The organism is Streptomyces sp. NPDC001663, from assembly GCF_042893105.1.
Lineage (GTDB): Bacteria > Actinomycetota > Actinomycetes > Streptomycetales > Streptomycetaceae > Streptomyces.
This window is the reverse complement of record NZ_JBIAUR010000032.1, coordinates 1-23718: the sequence shown is the minus strand read 5'-3', so window position 1 is coordinate 23718 and position 23718 is coordinate 1. Positions and strand designations below refer to the sequence as shown.

Below are 23718 nucleotides of genomic sequence, written 5' to 3'. Positions count from 1 at the left end.
CACGGCAGGTCCGTTTGATTGGTGCGAGGGGTGGGAGGACGGGGAATGACGCAGAGCAGTGTGCACGAGGAGGGGGCGCGAGGGGGCGTCCGGCACTCCCGTGACCTGGGGTGGGGGGACGGCGGCCCCGAGGCCGCTCAGGACGGTGACGGCTCCGGCAGACGCGGGACGCCGGGCGGCGGGCACGGGCGCCGCCGCAAGGGTCCCCGGCGCGGGCGCCGGGTGCTGCGCTGGTCGGCGACCACCCTGTCGGTGCTGATACTCGGGACGGCCGGCGCCGGATACCTGTACTACCAGCACCTGAACGGCAACATCCAGAAGGGCGAGCGCAGCAGCGGCGACGCCAAGGCGCAGAAGACCAAGGCCAACGCGGCCGGGCAGACGCCGCTGAACATCCTGCTGATCGGCTCGGACAGCCGTAACTCCGACGAGAACGTGAAGCTCGGCGGCGCCAAGTACGACCGGGGCAGCCCGCCGCTCGGCGACGTGCAGATGCTCATCCACCTGTCCGCGGACCGCAAGAGCGCCGCGATGGTGAGCATCCCGCGCGACACCAGGGTCGACATCCCCAAGTGCACGGACCCGGACACCGGCAAGGTGTACCCGGCGACCACCGACATCATCAACACCACGCTGGCCCGCGGCGGCGCCGGCTGCACGCTGGCCACCTGGGAGAACCTCACCGGGGTCTACATCGACCACTGGATGACGATCGACTTCTCGGGTGTGGTGCGGATGGCCGACGCCATCGGCGGCGTCGACGTCTGTGTGCGGCAGAACGTGTGGGACCACCCGACGGCCGCGGTACCCGGCGGCTCCGGCCTGAAGCTGACGGCCGGCACGCACACGGTCGAGGGCAAGCAGGCCCTGCAGTGGCTGCGCACCCGGCACGCCTGGGGCAGTGACCTGATGCGGGCCAGGGCGCAGCACATGTACCTGAACTCGATGATCCGCACGCTGAAGAAGCAGAACGTCTTCACCGACACCGGGCGGCTGACGGACCTGGCCGAGGCGGCCACCAAGTCCCTGAAGGTCTCCGAGGAGATCGGCACCGTCAAGAAGCTGTACGACCTGGGCATGCAGCTCAAGTCGGTGCCGACGGACCGCATCACCTCGGTGACCATGCCGAACGTCACGGACCCGAGGAACGCCGACCACGTGGTGCCGGACCCCGCCAACGCCGACAAGCTCTGGGAGATGGTCCGCGACGACGTGTCCCTCGACAACAAGGGCAAGGCGTCGGGGGCGAAGAAGACGACCGCCGAGAAGGAGGCCACCAAGGCCCCGTCGGCGGCGGACGACCAGATCGGTGTCGTCGTGCAGAACGCCACCGGGACCTCCACGCTCGCCCCGGTGAGCGGACGCGCGGGCGTCGTCTCCGAGGAATTGCTGCAGAAGGGCTTCTCGAAGGCGTCCAAGGACGTGACGGCGGGACTCTCCGAGGACCGGACGGTCGTGCGCTATCCGAGCGCCGAGTTGGAGGGCGACGCCCAGCGCATAGCGAAGTCGCTGGGAATTCCGCTGAGTTCGGTGAAGCGGTCCACCGACGTGTCCGGTGTCACGGTCGTCGTGGGAGCGGACTGGCGTACGGGCACCACGTATCCGAAGCAGTCCAAGCCCAAGGCCGGTGACCTGCCCGGGAATGCCGACGCCATCAACGGCTCGGACAGCGGTCAGTGCATGGACGTGTACAAGCCCTACCGCTGGTAGCGAACCGTCAAGGAAATAGGGTGAATTGACCGGTTGTAGGGGTGCGGGATTCTTCGTCGACACCACTCGATGCCGAACTGTGCGGTTAGTGTGGGCGATCCAGCCCTTGACGGAGGACTCATACAACCGTGGACGTACAAGGCCGTGGGCGGGCGGAGAGTACCGACCCCGCAGACCAGTGGGTACTCAACCCGAACACCGGCGAATACGAGCTGCGACTGACTCCTTCCGCACCGCAGTCGCCGGTACCCGGGCCGCGCAGATCCGGCCCCCGCAACACGGGCTCCCGCGCCGGCACCGCGCGCAGCCGTACGGATGCGCCGGGCCGGACGGCTCCGGTCCCGCCGCAGCGCCGGCGCCGGGGCGCGCCCGAGGAGCCGCTGCCGGGGCGGCGCGGTCGCCGGCCCGTGCAGAAGAAGGGCAGGGCCAAGAAGGTCGTGCTGTGGACCGGCGGGACCATGGCCTTCGTCCTGGTCGCCGCGGCGGGAGGTGCCTACCTCTACATCAAGCACCTCAACGACAACATCACCTCCGTCTCGGACGACGGAGCGAGCACCGGCGGCTTCAGCAAGGACAAGGCGATCAACATCCTGCTGATCGGCACGGACAAGCGCACCGGCAAGGGCAACGAGGGCTACGGCGACTCCGGCAGCGTCGGGCACGCGGACACGACGATCCTGCTGCACGTCTCCAAGGACCGCTCCAACGCGACCGCGCTGAGCATCCCGCGCGACCTGATCACCGACATCCCGGACTGCCCCACGACCCAGGCCGACGGCACGACCAAGGTCATCAAGGGCACGTCCGATGTCCGCTTCAACACCAGCCTCGGCCAGGGCGAACGCACGCCCAGCTGCACCGCGCGCACCGTCACCGAGCTCACCGGCATCAAGCCGGACAACTTCATGGTCGCCGACTTCAACGCGGTCAAGACACTGACCGACGCGGTCGGCGGGGTCGACGTCTGCCTCGGCAAGGACATCGACGACCCCGACTCGCACCTCAACCTGAAGAAGGGCATGCGCCACCTCACGGGTGAGAACGCGCTCGCCTTCGTCCGTACCCGGCACTCGGTCGGTCTGGGCGGTGACCTGAGCCGGATCACGTTGCAGCAGAACTTCCTCAGCGCGCTGATGCGCAAGCTGAAGTCGAACTCCACCCTCAGTGACCCGACGAAGATGGTGAAGCTGGCCGAGGCCGGCACCAAGGCGCTGACCGTCGACTCCAAGCTCGACAGCATCGGCAAGCTGAAGGACCTCGGTCTGGAGCTGGGCAAGCTCAACACCAAGAACCTGACCTTCACCACCGTCCCGGTCGTCGACAACCCCGCCGAGAAGGTCAAGGTCACCGTCGTCCTGAACGACTCCAAGGCCCCCGCGGTCTTCGACGCGATCAAGAACGACGTCTCCTTCACCGAGGTGAAGAAGAAGCAGAAGGCGGCGAAGGACGCTCAGGCCGCCCGGCTCAAGGGCACCAAGTCAGCCGCCTCCGAGGTGCGGGTGCGGATCCTCAACGGCGGTGCGGCCGCGGGCAGCGCGCAGGCGGAGCTGCAGTACCTGCAGAACGAGGCGGGCGTACTGAAGTCCGAGAACGCCGGCAACGCGGACGCGGCGCTCGCCAGGACGACGCTCGAGTACGCCCCCGACCAGGCCGACCAGGCGCGCAGGCTAGCGGACATCATGGGCCTGTCCGGCTCCGCGCTGAAGCCCGGCAAGAGCGTGACCAACGCCCAGGGGCTGCCGACGATGACGCTCACCCTGGGCAAGGACTTCAAGGGGGCCGGGGAGAAGCTCACCTCCTCGTCGACGGCACCGGCGGTCGACAGCAAGACCACGGCGGACAAGGTCGAGTGCGCCAAGTGACGTGACGCGCCCGTCGCTTGGAAGCGCGGGCCGTTGGGCAACCTCATGGGCCCGTCGTATGTCTCCATGACGTGCGGCGGGCCTCTTCCATGGCGCGCCAGGGGGTGGGAGGACGGGAAGTGGCGCAGAACAGTGTGCGGGAGGCGGAGCCGGCGCAGGCGGCCGACGGCGGCGACGCGCGGCACGGCGCACGCCGGGCGCCGCGCAAGCATCGCCTGCTGAGGTGGACTGCGACCACGCTGGCCGTCCTGATACTGGGCACGGCGGGTGCCGGTTACCTCTACTACCGGCACCTCAACGCCAACATCCGGCACGACGACCTGAACCTGGGCGACAACAAGGTCGCCGCACCGACGCCGAACGCCGCGGGCCAGACCCCGCTGAACATCCTGCTGATCGGCTCCGACGCCCGGGACACCAAGGAGAACCAGCAACTCGGCGGCGCGAAGGAGACCTTCGGCTCCGCGCCGCTGGCGGACGTCCAGATGCTGGTGCACCTGTCGGCCGACCGCTCCAACATGTCGGTCGTCAGCATGCCGCGCGACACCCTCGTACGGATTCCGAAGTGCACCGACCCCGACGACGACAAGGTGTATGCGGCGAGCGACGGGCGGGTGATGACGAACCAGAGCCTCGGGCACGGGGGTCCCGGCTGCACGGTCGCCACCTGGCAGGAGCTCACCGGGATCCACATCGACCACTTCATGATGGTCGACTTCTCCGGCGTGGTGTCCATGGCGGACGCGATCGGCGGGGTCCCGGTGTGCGTGGACGCCAACATCCTCTCCCGGGACAGGCTGGGCCACGGCTCCGGGCTGAAGCTTCAGGAGGGCACGCACCCGGTCAAGGGCAAGCAGGCCCTGCAGTGGCTGCGCACCCGTTACGGCTTCGAGGACGGCAGCGACCTCGCCCGCGCCAAGGCACAGCACATGTACATGAACTCGATGGTCCGCGAGCTGCGCGAGAACGCCACCCTGAGCAACCCGGGCAAGCTGCGCACGCTCGCCGAGCGGGCCACCGAGGCCCTCACCGTCGACCCCGGCCTCGACACCGTGAAGAAGCTCTACGACCTCGGCAACGATCTGCGGAAGGTGGAGCCGAAGCGGATCACCATGACCACTATGCCGAACCGGTACGTGGGCGCCCGCGTCGAGCCCACGGAGGACGCCGAGCAGCTCTTCCGGCTGGTGCGCGAGGACATCGCCCTGGACGGCAAGGACAAGAAGAGGGCCGGCAGGACGGAGGAGAAGGGCTCGGACGACCCCGCCGCCCCCGTCGGTGAGATCGGGGTCCAGGTGCAGAACGGCACCCGTACCGACACCCTCGCCCCGGCCCGCGGGCGGGCGAGCACGGTGGCCGGACTGCTCCTGGACAAGGGCTTCGCCAAGGCCGCCGCCGACCAGAGCGTGGTCCTGAGCGAGCCCAAGACGATCGTCCGCTACCCCAGCGCCGAGCTGGAGGGCGATGCCCAGGCGGTCGCCAAGTCGCTCGGGATTCCACTGAGTTCGGTGAAGCGGTCGACGGCCGTCTCGGGCGTCACGCTCGTCGTGGGCGCCGACTGGCGGGAGGGTACGGCGTACCGGGCGCCGAAGGAGGACGACAAGACCCCGAAGTCCGCCGAGGCCCTCAACGGAGCGGACGACGAGGCCTGCATGCACGTTAATCCGGGTTTCACATGGTGACCCACAGCTGACTCCTAAGTGGCTGCAGAATGATGAGGCGCGCTCACGTCCCAAAGCCCGGAGCGCAAGGGTTTGAAAGGACAGGGAGTTGGCGCGGAGCAGCATTCCCGCGGTCGAGGACACGATGTCCCTCACTCCGCAGGGCAGCGAGAGAGTGCCGGAGCAGCGGCGCGGCAGTGGTGGGGGCCGACGAAGACGCGGCGGTCAGGGCGGCGATCGCAAGCGCCGCAGACGCCGGATACTGCGCTGGTCGGCGACGATCCTGGCGTTGGTCATAGTCGGCACCGCGGGCGCCGGCTACCTCTACTACCAGCACCTCAACGACAACCTCAAGAAGGACGACCTCAACATCGGGGACAAGAAGGACCGCGCGGCCAAGTCGAAGGCCAACGCCGCCGGGCAGACCCCGCTGAACATCCTGCTGATCGGCTCCGACGCCCGCGACTCCGCGGAGAACCAGAAGCTCGGCGGCGCGAAGGACACGTACAACACCGCCCCGCGCGCGGACGTGCAGATGCTGCTGCACGTCTCCGCCGACCGCACCAACATGTCGGTCGTCAGCATGCCGCGCGACACCCTGGTCTCCATCCCCAAATGCACGGACCCCGACAGCGGCAAGACGTACGCGGCGAGCACCTCCACCATGACCAACGCCTCGCTGGAGCGCGGCGGCCCCGGCTGCACGGTGGCGACCTGGGAGAAGCTGACCGACATCCACGTCGACCACTTCATGATGGTCGACTTCTCCGGCGTGGTGTCCATGGCGGACGCGATCGGCGGGGTCCCGGTGTGCGTGGACGCCAACATCTACTCGCACACCTCATCCGGCCACGGCTCGGGCCTGAAGCTGAAGAAGGGCACCACCTCGATCAAGGGCAAGCAGGCCCTGCAGTGGCTGCGCACGCGCTACGGCTTCGAGGACGGCAGCGACATCGCGCGCACCAAGGCGCAGCACATGTACATGAACTCGATGGTCCGCCAGCTGCGCGAGAACGCCACCCTCAGCAACCCGGGCAAGCTGCGCAGCCTCGCCGAGACGGCCACGAAGGCGCTGACGGTGGACGACGGGCTCGGGACCGTGACGAAGCTCTACGACCTGAGCAAGGAACTGAAGAAGGTCCCCACCAAGCGCATCACCATGACGACGATGCCGTGGGTGTACTCCTCGGACGGCAACCGGGTGCTGCCCAAGCCGACCGACGCGTCGAAGCTGTTCCGGCTGGTCCGTGAGGACATCGCGCTGGACGGCAAGGACAAGAAGAAGTCGAAGAAGACCACGACGTCCTCGGACCCGGCCGCCGCGGACGACAAGATCGCGGTGCAGGTGCAGAACGGCACCAAGAGCAGCACACTCGCCCCGGTGAGCGGGCGGGCGAGCGCCGTCGCCCAACTGCTCGTCGGCAAGGGCTTCGACGAGGCCAAGGCGGACTCCTCGACCCTGCTCAGCGAGGACGAGACGGTCATCCGCTACCCGAGCGCCGACCTGGAGGGCGACGCCCAGCGGGTCGCCAAGGCCCTCGGCATCCCGACGAGCCAGGTGGAGAAGTCCACGGACGTGAGCGGCGTCACGCTGATCGTGGGCGCGGACTGGCGCTCCGGCACCAAGTACACCGCGGCGGACGAAGACGACACGACACCGGAGTCGGCGAGCGCGCTCAACGGCGCGAACACCAAGGCGTGCATGCACGTCGACCCGGACTACACCTGGTAGTCCGGGTCGGGACGGGTCGACGGAGGCCCTGCGGTGCTCAGTTGGAGGCGAGCACCGCGGGGCGCCGGGACGCGATGACCCTCTTCGCCAGCGACTTCGGGCTGGTGAGAAAGCCCCAGCCCCAGCACATGTGCATGGTGGCGAGGGCGACGGGGATCTGCAGCCGCGCCTTCAACGGCAGCCCCTTGCCGGCCGGCACCGAGCCGAGGGCGATGGCCGCGAGATAGCCACCGGGGATCACGAAGCCCCACGGGGTGACCAAGGCACCGAGGACGATGCCCGCCGCTATCGCCAGGAACGCCGTCGGCGGCGCGAGGTAGCGCAGGTTGATGGAGCCCTCGTGGTAGCGCGCGACGACGTGCCGCCAGCGGCCGTAGTCCTTGTACTGCTTGGCCAGCGCCTTCACGCTCGGGCGCGGACGGTACGACACCTTCAGCTCCGGCGAGAACCAGATCAGCCCGCCGGCCTCGCGGATGCGGAAGTTCAGCTCCCAGTCCTGGGCGCGGATGAACTCCTCGTTGTACCCGCCCTGCTGCTCCAGCGCCGCACGCCGGAACACACCCAGGTACACGGTCTCCGCCTCACCGGCGGCGCCTCCCGTGTGGAAGACCGCGTTGCCGACCCCGATCTTCGAGGTCATCGCGGCGGCGACCGCGTGCTCCCAGTCGTTCTCGCCCTCGGCGTGCATAATGCCGCCGACGTTCTGCGCGCCGGTCTCCTCCAGGAGCCGTACGGCGGTGGTGATGTAGTTCGGCGAGAGCATGCCGTGGCCGTCGACGCGCACGACGATCGGATGGCGGGAGGCCTTGATCGCGGCGTTCAGCGCGGCCGGCGTGCGACCGGTCGGGTTCGGGACGGTGTGGACGCGCGGGTCTTCGGCCACGAGCTCGGCGGCGATCTCGTCCGTACGGTCCGTGGACGGACCGAGGGCGATCACGACCTCCATCTCGCCGGCGTACTCCTGCGCGAGGATCGCTTGGACGGCTCCGCGCAGATGCCGCTCCTCGTTGAGGACCGGCATGATCACAGACACGGCGGGGAGCTGCACGTCGGGATTGGCGTTCATAGAGGGCTCACGTTACCGCGAACGGGGGACAGCTTTGCGCCCCGCCGGGGCGGTGGCCCGGGCCACAGATCGTATGGGCCTACGGTGCTCACGATCCCACGTACGGCCGCCGCCCGGAGGTGTCCCTCTTGCCCACGCAGCCCCGGTCCGCCGCCCCGGCCCGCCCGCAGCGCCGCCCCCAGCCCGTGCGCACCCCGCAGCAGCGCACGCCGCGGCCCCCCGTACGGCGGAAGAGGCCGCGCTGGGCGATGCGGGCCGTGACGACCCTCTCCGTCGTCGTCCTCGCCTCCGCCGGGATCGGGCACGCGGTGGTCTCCAGCCTCGACGCGGACATCGCGCGGGTGGATCCCTTCAAGGACATGAAGAACCGTCCGCAGGCCGGACACGGCATGAACGTCCTGCTGGTCGGCACGGACGGCCGCGACAAGATCAGCCGGCAGGAACGGCACCGCTACCACCTGGGCGGCGCCCCCTGCCACTGCACGGACACGATGATGATCGTGCACATCTCGGCGGACCGGGAGCGGGCGAGCGTGGTGAGCCTGCCGCGCGACTCGTACGTCATGACGCCCGAGCGCGTCGACGAGGCCACCGGGAAGAAGCAGCCCGGCCACCCCATCAAGCTCAACGCGGCATACGCGGAGGGCGGCCCGAACCTCACGGTGCAGATCGTCGAGGACACGACCCACGTCAAGATCGACCACTATCTGGAGGTCGACTTCACCAGCTTCATGAAGACGGTGGACGTGCTGGGCGGGGTCGCGGTCTGCACCGCCGTACCCCTGAAGGACTCGTACACCGGACTCGACCTGCCCGCAGGCACCCGCACCCTGATGGGCGGCCAGGCCCTCCAGTACGTGCGCGCCCGCCACCTCGACGGGGCCTCCGACCTCGGCCGTATGAAGCGTCAGCAGCGCTTCCTGGCGGCGCTCATCGAGCGGGCCACCTCCTCCGGGATCCTGCTGAACCCGATGAAGTTCCGGGACGTGACGCGGGCGGTGCTGGGCTCGGTCCGCGCCGACAAGGGCTTCGGTACCGACGAACTGCTGGACCTGGGCCGGGCGATGCGCAACTTCTCCCCCTCGTCCTCGGAGTTCACGACGGTGCCCATCGGGCAGATGGGATACCCGGTCAAGGACATCGGCTCGACCGTGAAATGGGACACCGCCAAGGCCGACCAGCTCTTCCGGTCCCTGCGCGACGACAAGCCGCTGGCCGTGCGGCACGGCCGTCCCGAGACGGTGCAGGTCGACGTGGACCCTCGGCAGATCCACGTCCAGGTCGAGAACGGCACGCGCACGGACGGGCTCGCCAAGCGCGTGGACGCTGCGCTGGCGGCGACGGGCTTCCTGACGACCCGGATGCCGGCGCCCGCGGCCGACCGCACGGTGAAGCGGACGGTCGTCGAGTACGACCCCCGCTGGGACCGCTCGGCGAAGTCGCTGGCCGCCGCGCTGCCCGGCAGCGAGACCCGGCCGGTGAAGGGCCTCGGGCCGACGCTGAAGGTGATCGCGGGCGCCGACTTCAAGCAGGTGCAGAAGGTACGGGCGGAGGACCCGGACCAGGGCGAGCCCGGGGTGGTGACCGGGGACCAGGTGACGTGCCCGCAGCAGCAGTAGCGGTGCGGGTCAGTCGTCGAGGCCCTCGGCGGCCCGCTTCTCCCGCAGTTCCATGATCGCCCGCCGCCTCGCCAGCCGGTGGGTGCGGCGGATCTGGGCCTCCTGGTAGCGGCGCTTGTCCTTCTCCGTCTCGGGCAGGACCGGCGGCACGGGGCGCGGCCTGCCGTCGGCGTCGACGGCCGCGAAGACCAGGTACGCCGAGCCGACCTGGGTGGGCGGGGTCGACTCGTTCCACCGCTCGGCCAGCACCCGGACCCCGACCTCCATCGACGTCCGGCCGGTCCAGTTGACCTGCGCCTTCACATGCACGAGGTCGCCGACACGGACCGGCTCCAGGAACGCCATCTCGTCCATGGACGCCGTGACCGCGGGTCCGCCGCTGTGCCGGCCGGCCACCGCGCCCGCGGCGTCGTCCACCAGCTTCATGATCACGCCGCCGTGGACCGTGCCCAAGAGGTTGGTGTCGTTGTGGGTCATGATGTGGCTGAGCGTGGTCCGGGACGCCGAGGTGGGCTTGCCGGGGATATCCGGAGTGTCCGATTCCGCGGCGGGGGCCTGGTCTGTCATGGCCTCCACCTTATGCCGAGGCGACATCTGCGGACTTTGTGTTGGGTTCGCAACAGCAGTGCCCTGATTTTCCTACGACCCTTGTAATGGACGTAGTCGCGCCCTGCACACTGGGGCCCATGAATGACTGGCCCGAGGCATGGTCCGACGACAACCGCAACCGGTACGGACGCGGCAGCGCCGGCGCACCTGAAGGTGCGCGCGCGATGCGGCAGGTCCGCCGGCCCTCCTCGGGCGCGTACGGGGGCTCCGGCCAGTCCGCGCCGCCGTACGGCGGGCGGGTTCCCCAGCAACCGAACTACGTCGACGGCCAGGGGTACGGCGGCGGATACGGCGACGACGCCGCGCCCGACAACGGCTACGACGGCTACAACACCGGCCAGGTGTACGGCGGCGGGAACGGCGGGAACGGTGGCCCGGGCGGCGACCTGCGGCCGCGGCCGAACTGGCGGCGCCGTATCAAGTGGACGGCGATCACGCTGGTGACGGTGCTGGTCGTGACGTCCGTGGCGACCTACTTCTGGGCCGACTCCAAGCTGCACCGCGACGTCGACCTGTCCACGGTCATCGACCGGCCGGAGGCGGGCGACGGCACCAACTACCTGATCGTCGGCTCCGACAGCCGGGCCGGGCTGTCCTCCGAGCAGAAGAAGGACCTGCACACGGGGTCCGCGGAGGGCAAGCGGACCGACTCGATGATGATCCTGCACGTCGGCGACAACGGCGACACGCTGATCTCCCTGCCCCGCGACTCGAACGTGACGATACCGACGTACAAGGGCTCCACCTCCGGCAAGACCTACCAGAGCACCGGCCGGCAGACGAAGCTGAACGCGGCCTACGCGGAGGACGGCCCGACGCTCCTCGTGCGCACGGTCGAGGCCAACATGGGTCTGCACATCGACCACTACGTGGAGATCGGCTTCGCCGGCTTCGCGAACATCGTGGACGCGGTCGGCGGTGTCGACATCACCATCGACAAGGCGTTCAAGGACAAGTACTCGGGCGCCGACTTCAAGGCGGGCAAGCAGACGCTCAACGGCGAGCAGGCGCTGGCCTTCGTCCGTACCCGGCACGCCTTCGCGGCGAGCGACCTGCAGCGCACGAAGAACCAGCAGAAGTTCCTCTCCGCGCTGGCCCACCAGGTGGCGACCCCGTCGACGGTCCTGAACCCCTTCAAGCTGTACCCGACGATGAGCGCCGGCCTGGACTCGCTGACGGTCGACAAGGACATGAGCCTGTGGGACCTGGCGTCCATGTTCTGGGCGATGAAGGGCGTCAGCGGCGGCGACGGCACCTCGATGAACATGCCGATCTCCGGCTCCTCCGGCGGCAACCTCGTCTGGGACAAGGCGAAGGTGAAGACGCTGGTGAACGAGCTGAACAACGACCAGAAGGTCACGGTCTCGAGTGAGTGAGCAGCCCGGCAGAGCACCGTTCGACGCGGTGCTCTGCGACGTGGACAACGTGATCCGCCACTACGACCCCTCCGGGCTGCACGCCTTGGAGCGGGCCGCCGGGCTGGCCGAGGGCACGACCACGAAGGTCGCCTTCGCGCCGGAGCGGGTCGAGCCGATGGTGCTGGGGCGGATCGACCAGCAGGAGTGGGTGCGGTCGATCGCGGAGGGCCTGTCCGGACTCGTGCCCGAGGAGTCGACGGCGTGGGAGCTGGGCACGGCCCTGCTGGAGTCGCCGTTCGCCGCCGACGAGGCGGTGGTGTCCCTGCTGCGCCGCGCCCGCACCCGGGTTCCGGTGGTCCTCGTCAGCAACGCCACGCTCCGCCTGGAGGACGACCTCGCCACGCTCGGCCTGGCCGATCTCGCGGACGACGTCGTCAACAGCGCCCGTGTGGGCCTCGCCAAGCCGGACCCGCGCATCTACCGGCTGGCGGCGGAGTCGGCCGGCGCCCGCCCCGAGCGCTGCCTGTTCGTCGACGACAGCGAGGAGAACGCCGAGGCGGCGGCCGCGCTGGGCATGCAGGCGGTGCACTTCCACGAGGCGGCGGACCTGGAACGGGCGCTGCAGCCGCTGTTCACCTGACGCGCGCGGAGGCCAGCAAGGCGGTACAGGGCAGCACCAACTGCCCCTGGCCATCCGCGAATTCGGCACTGAGGCGCTCGTAGGCCTGCTTGATCCGTACGACGGTTGCGGGGGCCTGCGAGGTGATGACGCGCCCGACGTTGCCGATCCCGGCGGCGGCCCCGCTCCACCACTCCTCGACTCCGGCGCGGTGCTCCCAGCCGACCCCGACGCACCGGGCCTCGGCGAGACCGGCGTCGGCGAGCAGCCGGGCCACGCCCTCGGCCGTACGGTCGAAGTCCTCGCCGGGATCGAGCCGCGGCAGCCACTCCGGCGGCACGGCCCCCGCGTCCTCGCAGGCCCGCCCCAGCAGCTCCATCCCGGCGTTCCGCCCGCCCCACAGGGTCAGGGCGACGCGCCCGCCAGGCCGCAGTACCCGCTGCACCTCCGCCAGTGCGGCACGTGGCCGGCCGACGTGGTTGAGGACGAAGTTCCCGGCGACGGCACCGAACTCGCCGTCCGGGAAGGGCAGTTCGGGCAGTACGGCGATCCGCGCGTCGACCCCTCGCGCCCTCGCCGCCTCGACCATGCCCGCGTCGGCGTCCACGGCCACCACTCGCGCCCCACGCCCGTGCGCCGCCAGCGCCGCCGCCCCGGTCCCGGTCCCGACGTCGAGGACGTACGCCCCCGCCGTCACCCCGGCGGCGTCCAGCAGCGCCTCCACCGGGTGGGCACACAGCCGCGCGAAGCTCCCCGCGTACGCCTCGGCCTGTCCGTCCCACATCTCCCGCTCGGCCGCGTCGAAGGCCTCGGTCGCGCCGGTCATGTGAAGTCCGCGTAGGCCAGGTGGCGGGCGCAGTGCCGGCAGCGGAAGAGGTAGGCGGTGGGCTGGTCGTCGGCGTCGAGGGCCGTGAGGAAGGTCTCGTCGAACTCCTCGGCGAGGTGCTCCAACGCGTCGGGGTACGGCCGGAGTTCGCGGGCTCCCGCGCGGCCGAGGAAGACGGCCGCGTCGTCGCAGTGTGTGAGCCACCGTTCCTGCTGCCAGCCGGCGAAGCCGGGGGTGCGCTGCTCGACCGCGCGCACGATCTCCATCGGCACCCGGCCCTCGACCTCCGTGAACTGCGCCTCGTAGCGCTCGGCGGCACTGCCGTCCGCCAGGCACCACGGGCAGAGGGCGTCGTCGAGGCCGTCGTCCACGGCGTACACGGGCCCGGTGTAGACGTAGCCCCGTCGGCGCCCGCAGCAGACGCACAGCGCATCGGAGGCCATGACGCATCCCGTGGCCAACGGGTCCGGGTGGTAAGGGAATTCGGGCAGCGGATCGGAGTCGGTCATGGGGGTCAGACTGCCCGACACGGATCAGGGGCACCCGGCGGGGTGCCCCTGAAAGCGGTCACGCGGTCGTCACATCGTGGCGCCCGCCATCGTGCGGCACATCTCGGCGCAGCGACGACACGCCTCCGCACAGCGCATCATCTGGGGGTCGTCCGGCATGGACATACACGCCTCGGCGCACATGTCGCAGGCCTTGGCGCACATCGCGCACATCTCGGCGGACATGGGCGAGCGGCGCATCATCATGTCCGCGCACATACGGGTCATCTCGGAGCAGTCGATGAGAGCGCGCATGATCTGCATCTGGGCCTGGCCGCCCATCTGCATGCAGGAGCTCATGGTCTCCTCGCAGATGCTGTGGCACGACATGCAGGCCTCGACGCAGTCCTGCATCTCCTTGCTCATGGCGCTCATGGGTCCGGTCTGGGTCATGGCTCCTCCTGGGAGACTTCAGGGGTCCGGGGCGGGCCCCGTGCCCTTCCGTCCTACGCCCGCCCGCAGTCCGGCGCCATCGGGCGGACACGAACAATCCGCTACGAACCACCCACCGTCAAAGCGACAAAAGCCCCCGGAATCACTCCGGGGGCTCCGCCGTCACTAGGCCGATCGGTAAGCCGCGGCTACGGCAGGTTGCGGGCCATGACTATGCGCTGGACCTGGTTCGTGCCCTCGTAGATCTGCGTGATCTTCGCGTCGCGCATCATGCGCTCCACCGGGTAGTCCCGGGTGTAGCCGTAACCGCCGAGCAGCTGCACCGCGTCCGTGGTGACCTCCATCGCCACGTCCGAGGCGAAGCACTTCGCCGCCGCGCCCTGGAAGGTCAGGTCCTTGTCGCCGCGCTCCGAGGCCGCCGCGGCCTGGTACGTCAGCGCGCGGGCGGCCGAGACCTTCATGGCCATGTCGGCGAGCATGAACTGGATGCCCTGGAAGTCGGCGATCGGCTTGCCGAACTGCTTGCGCTCCTGGACATAGCCCTTGGCGTAGTCGAGGGCGCCCTGGGCGACACCGAGCGCCTGGGCGGCGATGGTGATGCGGGTGTGGTCCAGGGTCTTCATCGCCGTGGCGAAGCCCGTACCCTCCTCGCCGATCATGCGGTCGGCGGGGATGCGGACGTTGTCGAAGTAGACCTCGCGGGTCGGGGAGCCCTTGATGCCGAGCTTCTTCTCGGGGGCGCCGAAGGAGACGCCCTCGTCCGACTTCTCGACGACGAAGGCGGAGATGCCCTTCGAGCGCTTGGTCGGGTCGGTCACGGCCATGACCGTGTAGTACTCGGAGACGCCCGCGTTGGTGATCCAGCGCTTCACGCCGTTGAGGATCCAGTGGTCGCCGTCGCGGACCGCCTTGGTCTTCATGCCGGCCGCGTCGGAGCCGGCGTCCGGCTCGGAGAGGCAGTACGAGAACATCGCGTCGCCCTTGGCGAGCGGTGTCATGTACTTCTTCTTCAGGTCCTCGGAGCCCGAGAGGATCACGGGCAGCGAACCCAGCTTGTTCACGGCCGGGATCAGCGACGAGGAGACGCAGGCGCGCGCCACTTCCTCGATCACGATCACGGTGGCAAGGGCGTCCGCGCCCGCGCCGCCGTACTCCTCGGGTACGTGCACGGCGTGCAGGTCGTTCGCGACCAGCGCCTCCAGGGCCTCCTGCGGGAAGCGGGCCTCCTCGTCCACCGCGGCGGCGTAGGGCGCGATCTTCGCCTCGGACAGGGAACGGATGGCGTCGCGGAGCATGTCGTGCTCCTCGGACGGGCGGTACAGGTCGAAGTCAGCCGATCCGGCCAAGGTTTCTCACGCTCCAAGGACGCTTCTGACGCACTGTGGTGATGGCGCTAATTACCGTTAAGTAACTCAAATTTTAGGGGGCGGCTCACGGGAGTGATACGTGAGCTTGGCGACAACGGGCAGGCTGCCCGTGAGTTGCCCGTGGGAAGCCCTTCGAACGCCCCGGATATGCTCGGGCAGCGCAGCAAACTCCGTACCCGTCTGGAGCACCCATGAGCCTCAAGATCACCGTGATCGGCACCGGCTACCTCGGCGCCACACACGCCGCGGCCATGGCCGAGCTGGGCTTCGAGGTGCTCGCTCTCGACGTCGTACGGGAGAAGATCGAGAAGCTGGAGCGGGCCGAGGCCCCGATGTTCGAGCCCGGTCTCGAGGAGCTGCTGCGCAAGCATGTCGCCGGGTTCGAGGGGTCCACCGGGCGGCTTCGCTTCACCATGGACTATGCCGAGGTCGGGGCGTTCGGCGACGTCCACTTCCTGTGCATCAACACCCCGCAGAAGCACGGCGAGTACGCCTGCGACATGTCGTACGTCGACGCGGCCTTCGCCTCCCTGGCCCCGCATCTGACGGGTCCGGCCCTCGTCGTCGGCAAGTCCACGGTGCCCGTCGGCTCGGCCGACCGCCTCGCCGCCTTCCTCGCCGCGAACGCGCCGGCGGGCGAGGACGCCGAGCTGGCCTGGAACCCGGAGTTCCTGCGCGAGGGGTTCGCGGTGCAGGACACGTTGCACCCGGACCGGATCGTCGCCGGTGTGCGCAGCGAGCGGGCCGAGAAGCTGCTGCGGGAGGTGTACGCGACGCCGATCAGCGAGGGGACGCCGTTCATCGTCACGGACTTCCCGACCTCCGAGCTGGTGAAGACCTCGGCCAACTCCTTCCTCGCCACCAAGATCTCCTTCATCAACGCGATGGCGGAGATGTGCGAGGCCTCGGGCGGTGACGTCGCCAAGCTCGCCGAGGCGATCGGCCACGACGACCGGATCGGGAAGAAGTTCCTGCGGGCCGGCATCGGGTTCGGCGGCGGCTGTCTGCCCAAGGACATCCGGGCGTTCATGGCGCGGGCCGGTGAGCTCGGTGCCGACCAGGCGCTGACCTTCCTGCGCGAGATCGACTCGATCAACATGCGCCAGCGCGGGCAGATGGTGGAGCTGGCCCGGCAGGTGCTCGGGGGCGGTCCCTTCCTGGGCAAGCGGGTCGCGGTGCTCGGCGCCACGTTCAAGCCCGACTCGGACGACGTGCGGGACTCCCCCGCGCTGAACGTCGCCGGGCAGATCCACCTCCAGGGCGGCCAGGTCACCGTCTACGACCCGAAGGGCCTGGACAACGCCCGCAAGGTCTTCCCGACGCTCGGCTACGCCGACACCGCGCTGGACGCGGTGCGGGGCGCCGACGTCGTCCTGCACCTCACCGAGTGGCGGGAGTTCCGCGAGCTGGACCCGGCGGCGCTGGGCGAGGTCGCGGCGGCCCGGGTGATCCTCGACGGGCGCAACGCGCTCGACCCCGCGCTGTGGCGCAAGGCCGGATGGACGTACCGGGCGATGGGCCGCCCCACCGCGTAGACGCGAACGACGCCGGTTCGGCCGAGGCTCAGTCGGCCGAACCGGCGTCTTGTTGCATTCTGCACCACCGGGCTGTGGCGCGGCCGGTGAACTCCTTCTGAACTACTTCGCCCGGTACCGGCGCATCTTGGCGCGCGCCCCGCACACCTGCATCGAGCACCAGCGGCCGCGGCCGGCCGGGCTGCGGTCGTAGTACGCCCAGTGGCAGGTCTCGGCCTCGCAGGCCTTCAGCCTGAGCCAGGTGCCGGCGACCAGGGCCTCGGCGACGGCGGCGGCGACCCGGGAGTGCAGCGGGCGTACGTCTGCGGGGGCGAGGGCGGCCGAGCCGTCCCCGGCGTCGATCGTCACCTGCAGGGGCGCGGCGGCCAGCAGGTCGCCCAGGGGCGTCACCGTGGCGTGCGGCGGGTGACCGGCGTGGGCGAGCAGCACCGCGCGCAGTGACTCACGCAGTTCGCGCGCTTCCGGCACCTCCTCCTCCGTGAGTCCGAGGAGAGCGCGGCCGTCCGCCGTGTCGAGCGCGTCGGCGCCCGACTCGATGTTCAGGGTGTTGACCAGGGACTCCAGCAGGGCCAGGCCTCCCGGCGCCGCCGATCTCTCACTCATGGCTGCACGCCACCTCCCGAATTTCCCTTGCGACGTTACCTCCAATACGGGAGCATGCAGTAACCGTTACCGGTTACTCGACTCTACGGGTAACGTCGGTTTCGAGAACTCAAGGAGGAGTCATGGCTCTCGCAAAGCTGGGCGTGGTCGTCCTGGACTGTCCCGACCCGCGCGCACTGGCCGGTTTCTACGCCGAACTGCTCGGCGGCGCGGTGGAGGGCGAGGGCGAGTGGGTCGACCTGAAGGTGCCCGGCGGTCAGTCGCTCGCCTTCCAGGCCGCGCCCGGGTTCGTGGCCCCGCAGTGGCCGGCCCCGGACCACTCGCAGCAGTTCCACCTGGACCTGACCGTCGAGGACCTGGACGCGGCCGAGGCGGGCGCGCTGGCGCTCGGCGCTAAGCCGCTGGACGCGGAGGACCGCTCGCGCGGCTGGCGTGTGTACGCGGACCCGGCGGGGCACCCGTTCTGCCTCTGTGCCTGCTGAACCGGGAGGACCCGTCGTGACTGTGGCACGTTTCCGATCCGTCGTACTCGACTGCCCCGATCCGAGCGCGCTCGCCCGCTTCTACGCCGGTGTCGCGGGCGGCACTCCCGAGAAGGAGGACGACGACTGGGTGGTCCTGCAGATCCCGGGCGGGCCGCGGCTCGCCTTCCAACTGGCCGAGGACCTCACGCCGCCCGAGTGGCCGCGCTCGGACCGCAACTCGCAGCAGTTCCACATCGACTTCGACGCCGGGGCGACCTGGGCGGAGATCGACGCGGCGCACGAGAAGGTGCTGGCGCTGGGTGCGCGGCCGCTGGACCTGGAGGACCGGGAGAAGAAGGACTTCCAGGTGTACGCCGATCCCGCGGGGCATCCGTTCTGCCTCTGCCGGGTCGAGCCCGCCGACCGCGTCTGAAGGGCCTGGTCACCCGTCCAGGTCGGCGATCTTCGCCGTCGAGGGCTCGCGGCGCTGCTGGGTGGCGCGGGCCGTGAAGTCGGCGCTGCGCAGGACGCGCTGGACGTTTCCCCAGGTCAGCAGGGTGATGTCGGACTCGGACCAGCCGCGGTGCAGGAGTTCGGCGATGAGGTGCGGATAACGGGAGGCGTCGCCCGGGTCCTGGGGGTGCGCGGTGTCGGCATCGTACGTGCCGGACAGCCCCACGCACTCCGGTCCCGCCACCTCGCGGACGTGGTCCAGATGGTCGGCGACGTCTCGGACGGACGGCCCGGTCTGCTCGGTGGTGAGCGGCACCATGCACAGGCCCTTGGCGGCGCCGAGCTCGGCGAGCAGTTCGTCGGGGAGGTTGGCCGGGTGGGCGCGCAGGGCGCGGGCGGCGGAGCGGGTGAACAGGACCGGCGCCTTGGAGACCACGAACGTGCGGCGGACGGTGGCCGCGGCGGCGCCGGAGAGATCGGCCAGGACGCCGAGCCGGTTCATCTCCCGTACGACCTCCTCACCGAACCGGGTCAGCCCGCTCTCGCCCGCCCAGGACGTGCCGGACAGGGTCAGGACGCGCAGGCCGAGCGTGTGCAGGGCGCGCAGGATGCCGAGGGAGTCGCCGAGGGCGGCGGCCTGGGCGGGGCCGAGCAGGACGGCGACGCGGCTGCAGTTGCGGGCGTCGGTGGCCTGCCCGGCGGTGTGGACGAGGCGCAGGCCCTCGGGATGGGCGTGCACGACGGTGTTCACGAGGTCGAGCTGCTCCAGCGTCGCACCCACGGCCCGGAGCCCGTCGATGCCCTCCGGCAGGTGCAGCGACCAGAACAGCGCGCCAACATGGCTCTCGCGCAGCCGGGGCACGTCCGTGTCGAGGGCGCCCTCGCCGAGCTCCAGGTCGTACCAGGGCAGGCTCCGCAACGCCCACGGCGGTCCGCTGTGCCCGTCGGCGACGGGATACGCGTCGAGGATGGCGTGGGCGCGCTCCAGGGGGACGGCGTCCGGCTCCGAGACGGGCAGGGCGTCGTGCTTGCTGACCTCGGTCCGGGTGGGCCGTTCGTCCTGGAGGTCTGCCATGGCTGGCTCCGTACGTCGGGATCGTCCGGGGGTACGGTCACCGTCGCACGGAGCCGAGGGGGCTTCCTGGTGGGTGCGGCGTTCGGGGGTCCGCCGGTTCAGCGACCCCGGGCCGCGTCCAGGGCGTCTCGGACGGGGGGGACCAGGTCGGCGATCGTGCGGGGCGGACGGCTGCACCGACCACCCCGCCCTCGAAGCTCACTCGCTCTCGCCGTCGAGTTCCTCGATCGTCGCGTTGGACGGCGGGCGGGTCGCCTGAAGGCCCCGTGCCACGTCCTCGGCGGCACCCAGCACCCGTACCGAGTTCTGCCAGGTCAGCTTGGCCAGGTCGGGCTTCGACCAGCCGCGGTCCAGCAGCTCCGCGATCAGGTTCGGGTAGCCGGAGACGTCGCCCAGGCCGTCGGGCGTGAAGGCCGTGCCGTCGTAGTCGCCGCCGATGCCGAGGTGGTCGATGCCCGCGACCTCGCGCATGTGGTCCAGGTGGTCGGCGACCGTCGAGACCGTGGCGACGGGGCGCGGGGTGCGCTCCTCGAAGGCGCGATGGACCTTCATCGCCTCGGCGGTGGTGTCGAGGTGGTGGAAGCCGTGCGCGCGCATGTTCTCGTCGGCCTCGGCCGTCCAGTCCACCGCCGCCTGGAGCACGAACTTCGGCACGAACGTCACCATCGCGACGCCGCCGTTGCCGGGGAGCCGTTCGAGGACGTCGTCCGGGATGTTGCGGGGATGGTCGCAGACGGCCCGGGACGAGGAGTGCGAGAAGACCACCGGGGCGCTCGTCGCGTCCATCGCGTCCCGCATCGTCGTCGCCGCCACGTGCGAGAGGTCCACCAGCATGCCGAGCCGGTTCATCTCCCGGACGACCTCGCGGCCGAAGGCCGACAGGCCGCCGACGTTCGGCTCGTCCGTCGCCGAGTCCGCCCACGCCACGTTGTCGTTGTGGGTGAGCGTCATGTAGCGGACGCCGAGCGCGTACAAACCCCGCAGCGTGCCGAGGGAGTCGGCGATGGAATGGCCGCCCTCCGCGCCCATGAGCGAGGCGATACGGCCGTCCCGGCGCGCCGACTCCATGTCGGCAGCCGTCAGCGCGGGCGCCAGGTCCGCCGGATACCGCGCCAGCAACTGCCGTACGCAGTCGATCTGTTCGAGCGTCGCCGGCACCGCGTCCGGGAGGTCGGAGCGCACGTACACCGACCAGTACTGCGCGCCGACGCCGCCCTCACGCAGGCGCGGGATGTCGGTGTGCAGATGTGCGTTCTGGTGTACGGCGATGTCGCGGGCGTCGAGGTCGTAGCGGACCTGCTTGCGCAGGGCCCAGGGCAGGTCGTTGTGCCCGTCGACGACCGGGAACTCGCGCAGGAGCTCCCGGGCTGCCTCCAGTGAGGCGGAGGTCATCGCCGTCACTTCCCCGAGCCGAAGCCGAAGCCGTTCGCGCCCTCGACCTTGGCGCGCAGGCGCTTGCCCTTCTCGGTGGCCTGGTCGTTCAGCTCCTGCTGGAACTCCCGCATACGGCCGAGGAGTTCCTCGTCCTGGGTGGCGAGGATGCGGGCCGCGAGCAGGCCCGCGTTGCGGGCACCGGCGACGGACACGGTCGCGACGGGCACCCCGGCCGGCATCTGCACGATCGACAGCAGGGAGTCCATGCCGTCCAGGTACTTCAGCGGCACCGGGACGCCGATGACCGGAAGCGGGGTCACGGAGGCGAGCATGCCCGGCAGGTGGGCGGCGCCGCCGGCACCCGCGATGATCACCTTCAGACCGCGCTCGGCGGCCTGTTCGCCGTACGCGATCATCTCGCGCGGCATGCGGTGCGCGGAGACGACGTCGACCTCGTAGTCGATCTCGAACTCGTCGAGGGCCTGGGCGGCGGCCTCCATCACGGGCCAGTCGGAGTCGGAACCCATGACGATGCCCACGACGGGGCCGGCAGCGGTGCTCATTCGGTGATCGTGCCTCTCAGGTAGCCGGCTGCGTGACGTGCGCGCTCGAGGACGTCGTCCAGGTCGTCGCCGTAGGTGTTGACGTGGCCGACCTTGCGGCCGGGCTTCACGTCCTTGCCGTACATGTGGATCTTGAGCTGGGGGTCGCGGGCCATGCAGTGCAGGTACGCGGAGTACATGTCCGGGTAGTCGCCGCCGAGGACGTTGACCATCACGGTCCACCTGGCGCGGGGGCGCGGGTCGCCGAGCGGGAGGTCGAGGACGGCGCGGACGTGGTTGGCGAACTGGCTGGTGATCGCGCCGTCCTGGGTCCAGTGGCCGGAGTTGTGCGGGCGCATCGCGAGCTCGTTGACGAGGATGCGGCCGTCGCGGGTCTGGAACAGCTCGACGGCGAGGTGGCCGACGACGTCCAGTTCCTTGGCGATGCGCAGCGCCATCTCCTCGGCCTGCAGGGCGAGGGGCTCGTCGAGGTCGGGCGCGGGCGCGATCACGGTGTCGCACACACCGTTGACCTGCTGGGACTCGACGACGGGGTACGCGACCGCCTGGCCGTGCGGGGAGCGGACGACGTTCGCCGCAAGTTCCCGTACGTAGTCGACCTTCTCCTCTGCGAGCACCGGGACGCCCGCGCGGAACGGGTCCTCGGCCTCCGCCACGGAGTCGACGACCCACACGCCCTTGCCGTCGTAGCCGCCGCGGACCGTCTTGAGGACGACGGGGAAGCCGTCTCCCTCGGCGCCTTCGGGAAGGCCTTCGGCCGCGAAGGCGGCCACGTCCGCCGGGTCGGTCACGATGCGGTGCCGTGGGCACGGCACGCCGATCGCGTCGAGCCTCGCGCGCATCACGCCCTTGTCCTGGGCGTGCACGAGCGCGTCGGGGCCGGGGCGCACGGGGATGCCGTCCGCCTCCAGAGCCCTGAGGTGCTCGGTGGGTACGTGTTCGTGATCGAAGGTGATCACGTCGCAGCCCCTCGCGAACTCGCGCAGCGTGTCGAGGTCGCGATAGTCGCCTATGACGACATCGCTGACGACCTGCGCCGCGGAATCCTGAGGGGTGTCACTGAGGAGCTTGAACCTGATGCCGAGCGGGATGCCTGCCTCGTGTGTCATACGAGCGAGCTGGCCCCCGCCGACCATGCCGACTACCGGGAACGTCACGCCCCTAGGGTATCGGCCGCGCCGGGGCGACCGATTTCCGGCCGTTTTCTGGGGTTCTTACCCTCCCCTTCCCGGACCTTTCCCCTCTTTCGCCCCTCTTTCCACGCTCTTCCCGACCTGTTTCCGACCTGTGAGCTCATCCACAGGCGTTTGCGCAGGGGGGTGGTTAGCATGGCTGAGTTGACGAAACCGATAAACGACGTCGGTACCTACCCGGACGGGGGCCTTCACAACCATGGGACGTGGTTCCTCGGGGCTTCGAAGGCTCGCGCACGAGATCGCCAAGTTCGGTGCGGTGGGTGCGCTCGGCACTGTCGTGAACTTCGGCGTCTCCAACCTGCTGTGGCATCTGACCAGCCTGCAGGCGGTGCGCGCCAACGTCATCGCCACGGTCGTTGCGATCGGCGTCAACTATCTGGGCTTCCGCTACTTCACGTACCGGGACCGCGACAAGAGTGCCCGTACGAAGGAGCTCAGTCTGTTCCTGGCCTTCAGTGCGGTGGGCCTGGTGATCGAGAACGGCATCCTGTTCGCCGCGATCTACGGCTTCGGCTGGGACAGCTCGCTGGAGCGCAACATCTTCAAGGTCGTCGGCATCGGCCTCGGCACGCTGTTCCGCTTCTGGTCCTACCGCACCTGGGTCTTCAAGACCCTGCCGGCCCGAGAGGCCGTCGCCGACGCCGAATCGTTCCTGGAGAAGGCCGACGCCGAGGCAAAACCCGAGCCCGAGCCCGAGGTCGACCGCCCGAAGACGAAGCAGCGGGTTAGCTGAGACCTGGGGCGAGCGGTCCGTCACGACGGGCGGGCCCCGGCGGTCAGCTGCCTTCCCGCTGCTGACCGGCTCCCGCAGCGGCTGGCTTCCGGTGCCCTGTTGTACCCGGCGGCCGGCTGACTCGCGGCGGCCCGCCCGCTCCGTGGGCGACTACCCCCGTCGCCCGGCTAGTGTCCTGCGCCAGAGATCCGTCGGCAGAAGCGGGCGAGGGAGTCGAGGATCTCTTCGGCTGTCTTGGTCCAGATGAACGGCTTGGAGTCTTCGTTCCAGTCCTTGACCCAGGCACGGATGTCGGCTTCCAGGGCTTGGATGTTCTTGTGTGCGCCGCGGCGGATCATTTGGTGCGCGAGGT

Annotated in this window: 22 protein-coding genes and 1 pseudogene; 11 read left to right on the top strand and 12 right to left on the bottom strand. The window is 70.0% G+C overall.

Translation table 11 applies throughout. The annotated features are described in order from the left end of the window. Positions 1-45: 45 nt before the first annotated feature. From ACFY1L_RS53550 to ACFY1L_RS53535, 4 genes are all read left to right on the top strand, one after another. Positions 46-1710: an LCP family protein gene (locus ACFY1L_RS53550; RefSeq protein ID WP_388842856.1), complete on the top strand. Its 1665-nt coding sequence runs from the start codon at positions 46-48 to the stop codon at positions 1708-1710. A gap of 128 nt (positions 1711-1838) precedes the next feature. Beyond that, entirely contained in the window at positions 1839-3572 is a 1734-nt protein-coding gene (locus ACFY1L_RS53545; protein ID WP_388842855.1) for an LCP family protein, read from the top strand. Between the two features lie 89 nt (positions 3573-3661). Then, positions 3662-5254, top strand: a complete 1593-nt coding sequence (locus tag ACFY1L_RS53540; RefSeq protein WP_388842854.1) for an LCP family protein — start codon at positions 3662-3664, stop codon at positions 5252-5254. Between the two features lie 124 nt (positions 5255-5378). Continuing rightward, on the top strand, positions 5379-6965 hold the full coding sequence (locus ACFY1L_RS53535; RefSeq protein WP_388842878.1) for an LCP family protein: 1587 nt from the start codon (positions 5379-5381) through the stop codon (positions 6963-6965). Positions 6966-7002: 37 nt separating this feature from the next. On the opposite strand, the gene ACFY1L_RS53530 is transcribed toward ACFY1L_RS53535, so the two are convergent. Beyond that, positions 7003-8031: a glycosyltransferase family 2 protein gene (locus tag ACFY1L_RS53530; protein WP_388842853.1), complete on the bottom strand. Its 1029-nt coding sequence runs from the start codon at positions 8029-8031 to the stop codon at positions 7003-7005. Positions 8032-8279: 248 nt separating this feature from the next. Between ACFY1L_RS53530 and ACFY1L_RS53525 the strand changes: the two genes are divergently transcribed. Continuing rightward, the gene (locus ACFY1L_RS53525) at positions 8280-9650 is read left to right on the top strand and encodes an LCP family protein (protein ID WP_388842877.1); all 1371 of its coding nucleotides are present in this window, start codon (positions 8280-8282) and stop codon (positions 9648-9650) included. 9 nt (positions 9651-9659) lie between these two features. Here the strand turns inward: ACFY1L_RS53525 and ACFY1L_RS53520 are convergent, their stop codons facing one another. Next, positions 9660-10217 (bottom strand): acyl-CoA thioesterase, encoded by a 558-nt coding sequence (locus ACFY1L_RS53520; protein ID WP_388842852.1) that lies wholly within the window; start codon positions 10215-10217, stop codon positions 9660-9662. A 119-nt stretch (positions 10218-10336) separates the two neighbouring features. Between ACFY1L_RS53520 and ACFY1L_RS53515 the strand changes: the two genes are divergently transcribed. Both ACFY1L_RS53515 and ACFY1L_RS53510 read left to right on the top strand, forming a co-directional pair. Next, the gene (locus tag ACFY1L_RS53515) at positions 10337-11635 is read left to right on the top strand and encodes an LCP family protein (RefSeq protein WP_388842851.1); all 1299 of its coding nucleotides are present in this window, start codon (positions 10337-10339) and stop codon (positions 11633-11635) included. Beyond that, a complete protein-coding gene (locus ACFY1L_RS53510) occupies positions 11628-12257 on the top strand; it encodes an HAD family hydrolase (RefSeq protein ID WP_388842850.1) in 630 nt (209 codons plus the stop codon). Before ACFY1L_RS53515 ends, ACFY1L_RS53510 begins: the two co-directional genes overlap by 8 nt. On the opposite strand, the gene ACFY1L_RS53505 is transcribed toward ACFY1L_RS53510, so the two are convergent. The 4 genes from ACFY1L_RS53505 to ACFY1L_RS53490 all read right to left on the bottom strand — a co-directional run bounded on the left by ACFY1L_RS53505 (position 12250) and on the right by ACFY1L_RS53490 (position 15349). Beyond that, positions 12250-13062: a class I SAM-dependent methyltransferase gene (locus ACFY1L_RS53505; protein ID WP_388842849.1), complete on the bottom strand. Its 813-nt coding sequence runs from the start codon at positions 13060-13062 to the stop codon at positions 12250-12252. The two genes, ACFY1L_RS53510 and ACFY1L_RS53505, sit on opposite strands and share 8 nt — an antisense overlap. Beyond that, positions 13059-13571: a CbrC family protein gene (locus ACFY1L_RS53500; RefSeq protein WP_388842848.1), complete on the bottom strand. Its 513-nt coding sequence runs from the start codon at positions 13569-13571 to the stop codon at positions 13059-13061. Before ACFY1L_RS53500 ends, ACFY1L_RS53505 begins: the two co-directional genes overlap by 4 nt. A gap of 69 nt (positions 13572-13640) precedes the next feature. Then, positions 13641-14003 (bottom strand): four-helix bundle copper-binding protein, encoded by a 363-nt coding sequence (locus ACFY1L_RS53495; protein WP_388842847.1) that lies wholly within the window; start codon positions 14001-14003, stop codon positions 13641-13643. A gap of 188 nt (positions 14004-14191) precedes the next feature. Continuing rightward, positions 14192-15349: an acyl-CoA dehydrogenase gene (locus ACFY1L_RS53490; RefSeq protein WP_388842846.1), complete on the bottom strand. Its 1158-nt coding sequence runs from the start codon at positions 15347-15349 to the stop codon at positions 14192-14194. Positions 15350-15561: 212 nt separating this feature from the next. Between ACFY1L_RS53490 and ACFY1L_RS53485 the strand changes: the two genes are divergently transcribed. Then, entirely contained in the window at positions 15562-16905 is a 1344-nt protein-coding gene (locus tag ACFY1L_RS53485; RefSeq protein WP_388842845.1) for a UDP-glucose dehydrogenase family protein, read from the top strand. A 102-nt stretch (positions 16906-17007) separates the two neighbouring features. Here ACFY1L_RS53485 and ACFY1L_RS53480 read toward each other — a convergent pair whose 3' ends face one another. Next, a complete protein-coding gene (locus ACFY1L_RS53480) occupies positions 17008-17508 on the bottom strand; it encodes a CGNR zinc finger domain-containing protein (protein WP_388842844.1) in 501 nt (166 codons plus the stop codon). Between the two features lie 122 nt (positions 17509-17630). Between ACFY1L_RS53480 and ACFY1L_RS53475 the strand changes: the two genes are divergently transcribed. Further along, positions 17631-17990, top strand: a complete 360-nt coding sequence (locus ACFY1L_RS53475) for a VOC family protein (RefSeq protein WP_388842843.1) — start codon at positions 17631-17633, stop codon at positions 17988-17990. A 16-nt stretch (positions 17991-18006) separates the two neighbouring features. After that, positions 18007-18405, top strand: a complete 399-nt coding sequence (locus ACFY1L_RS53470) for a VOC family protein (protein ID WP_388842842.1) — start codon at positions 18007-18009, stop codon at positions 18403-18405. A 9-nt stretch (positions 18406-18414) separates the two neighbouring features. On the opposite strand, the gene ACFY1L_RS53465 is transcribed toward ACFY1L_RS53470, so the two are convergent. The 4 genes from ACFY1L_RS53465 to ACFY1L_RS53450 form a co-directional block, all read right to left on the bottom strand. Beyond that, positions 18415-19500, bottom strand: a complete 1086-nt coding sequence (locus tag ACFY1L_RS53465) for a dipeptidase (RefSeq protein WP_388842841.1) — start codon at positions 19498-19500, stop codon at positions 18415-18417. A gap of 198 nt (positions 19501-19698) precedes the next feature. Then, positions 19699-20892: a dipeptidase gene (locus tag ACFY1L_RS53460; RefSeq protein ID WP_388842840.1), complete on the bottom strand. Its 1194-nt coding sequence runs from the start codon at positions 20890-20892 to the stop codon at positions 19699-19701. A gap of 5 nt (positions 20893-20897) precedes the next feature. Beyond that, the gene (gene purE / locus ACFY1L_RS53455; RefSeq protein WP_388842839.1) at positions 20898-21437 is read right to left on the bottom strand and encodes a 5-(carboxyamino)imidazole ribonucleotide mutase; all 540 of its coding nucleotides are present in this window, start codon (positions 21435-21437) and stop codon (positions 20898-20900) included. Continuing rightward, complete coding sequence (locus ACFY1L_RS53450; RefSeq protein ID WP_388842838.1) at positions 21434-22594, bottom strand: 5-(carboxyamino)imidazole ribonucleotide synthase; 1161 nt, start codon at positions 22592-22594, stop codon at positions 21434-21436. The genes purE and ACFY1L_RS53450 overlap by 4 nt, the downstream gene beginning before the upstream one ends. Before the next feature lie 235 nt (positions 22595-22829). On the opposite strand from ACFY1L_RS53450, the gene ACFY1L_RS53445 reads away from it, so the two are divergent. Beyond that, a complete protein-coding gene (locus tag ACFY1L_RS53445) occupies positions 22830-23366 on the top strand; it encodes a GtrA family protein (RefSeq protein WP_388842837.1) in 537 nt (178 codons plus the stop codon). 167 nt (positions 23367-23533) lie between these two features. Here the strand turns inward: ACFY1L_RS53445 and ACFY1L_RS53440 are convergent. Further along, positions 23534-23718: pseudogene (locus ACFY1L_RS53440) on the bottom strand (IS630 family transposase); the annotation flags it as partial.

Coding starts and splice junctions, on each gene's coding strand:
- ACFY1L_RS53495 (WP_388842847.1), bottom strand. CDS start 14,003: ATGACCCAGACCGGACCCATGAGCGCCATGAGCAAGGAGATGCAGGAC.
- ACFY1L_RS53465 (WP_388842841.1), bottom strand. CDS start 19,500: ATGGCAGACCTCCAGGACGAACGGCCCACCCGGACCGAGGTCAGCAAG.
- ACFY1L_RS53475 (WP_388842843.1), top strand. CDS start 17,631: ATGGCTCTCGCAAAGCTGGGCGTGGTCGTCCTGGACTGTCCCGACCCG.
- purE (WP_388842839.1), bottom strand. CDS start 21,437: ATGAGCACCGCTGCCGGCCCCGTCGTGGGCATCGTCATGGGTTCCGAC.
- ACFY1L_RS53480 (WP_388842844.1), bottom strand. CDS start 17,508: ATGAGTGAGAGATCGGCGGCGCCGGGAGGCCTGGCCCTGCTGGAGTCC.
- ACFY1L_RS53445 (WP_388842837.1), top strand. CDS start 22,830: ATGGGACGTGGTTCCTCGGGGCTTCGAAGGCTCGCGCACGAGATCGCC.
- ACFY1L_RS53500 (WP_388842848.1), bottom strand. CDS start 13,571: ATGACCGACTCCGATCCGCTGCCCGAATTCCCTTACCACCCGGACCCG.
- ACFY1L_RS53460 (WP_388842840.1), bottom strand. CDS start 20,892: ATGACCTCCGCCTCACTGGAGGCAGCCCGGGAGCTCCTGCGCGAGTTC.
- ACFY1L_RS53485 (WP_388842845.1), top strand. CDS start 15,562: ATGAGCCTCAAGATCACCGTGATCGGCACCGGCTACCTCGGCGCCACA.
- ACFY1L_RS53505 (WP_388842849.1), bottom strand. CDS start 13,062: ATGACCGGCGCGACCGAGGCCTTCGACGCGGCCGAGCGGGAGATGTGG.
- ACFY1L_RS53525 (WP_388842877.1), top strand. CDS start 8,280: ATGCGGGCCGTGACGACCCTCTCCGTCGTCGTCCTCGCCTCCGCCGGG.
- ACFY1L_RS53530 (WP_388842853.1), bottom strand. CDS start 8,031: ATGAACGCCAATCCCGACGTGCAGCTCCCCGCCGTGTCTGTGATCATG.
- ACFY1L_RS53535 (WP_388842878.1), top strand. CDS start 5,379: ATGTCCCTCACTCCGCAGGGCAGCGAGAGAGTGCCGGAGCAGCGGCGC.
- ACFY1L_RS53550 (WP_388842856.1), top strand. CDS start 46: ATGACGCAGAGCAGTGTGCACGAGGAGGGGGCGCGAGGGGGCGTCCGG.
- ACFY1L_RS53515 (WP_388842851.1), top strand. CDS start 10,337: ATGAATGACTGGCCCGAGGCATGGTCCGACGACAACCGCAACCGGTAC.
- ACFY1L_RS53520 (WP_388842852.1), bottom strand. CDS start 10,217: ATGACAGACCAGGCCCCCGCCGCGGAATCGGACACTCCGGATATCCCC.
- ACFY1L_RS53540 (WP_388842854.1), top strand. CDS start 3,662: ATGGCGCGCCAGGGGGTGGGAGGACGGGAAGTGGCGCAGAACAGTGTG.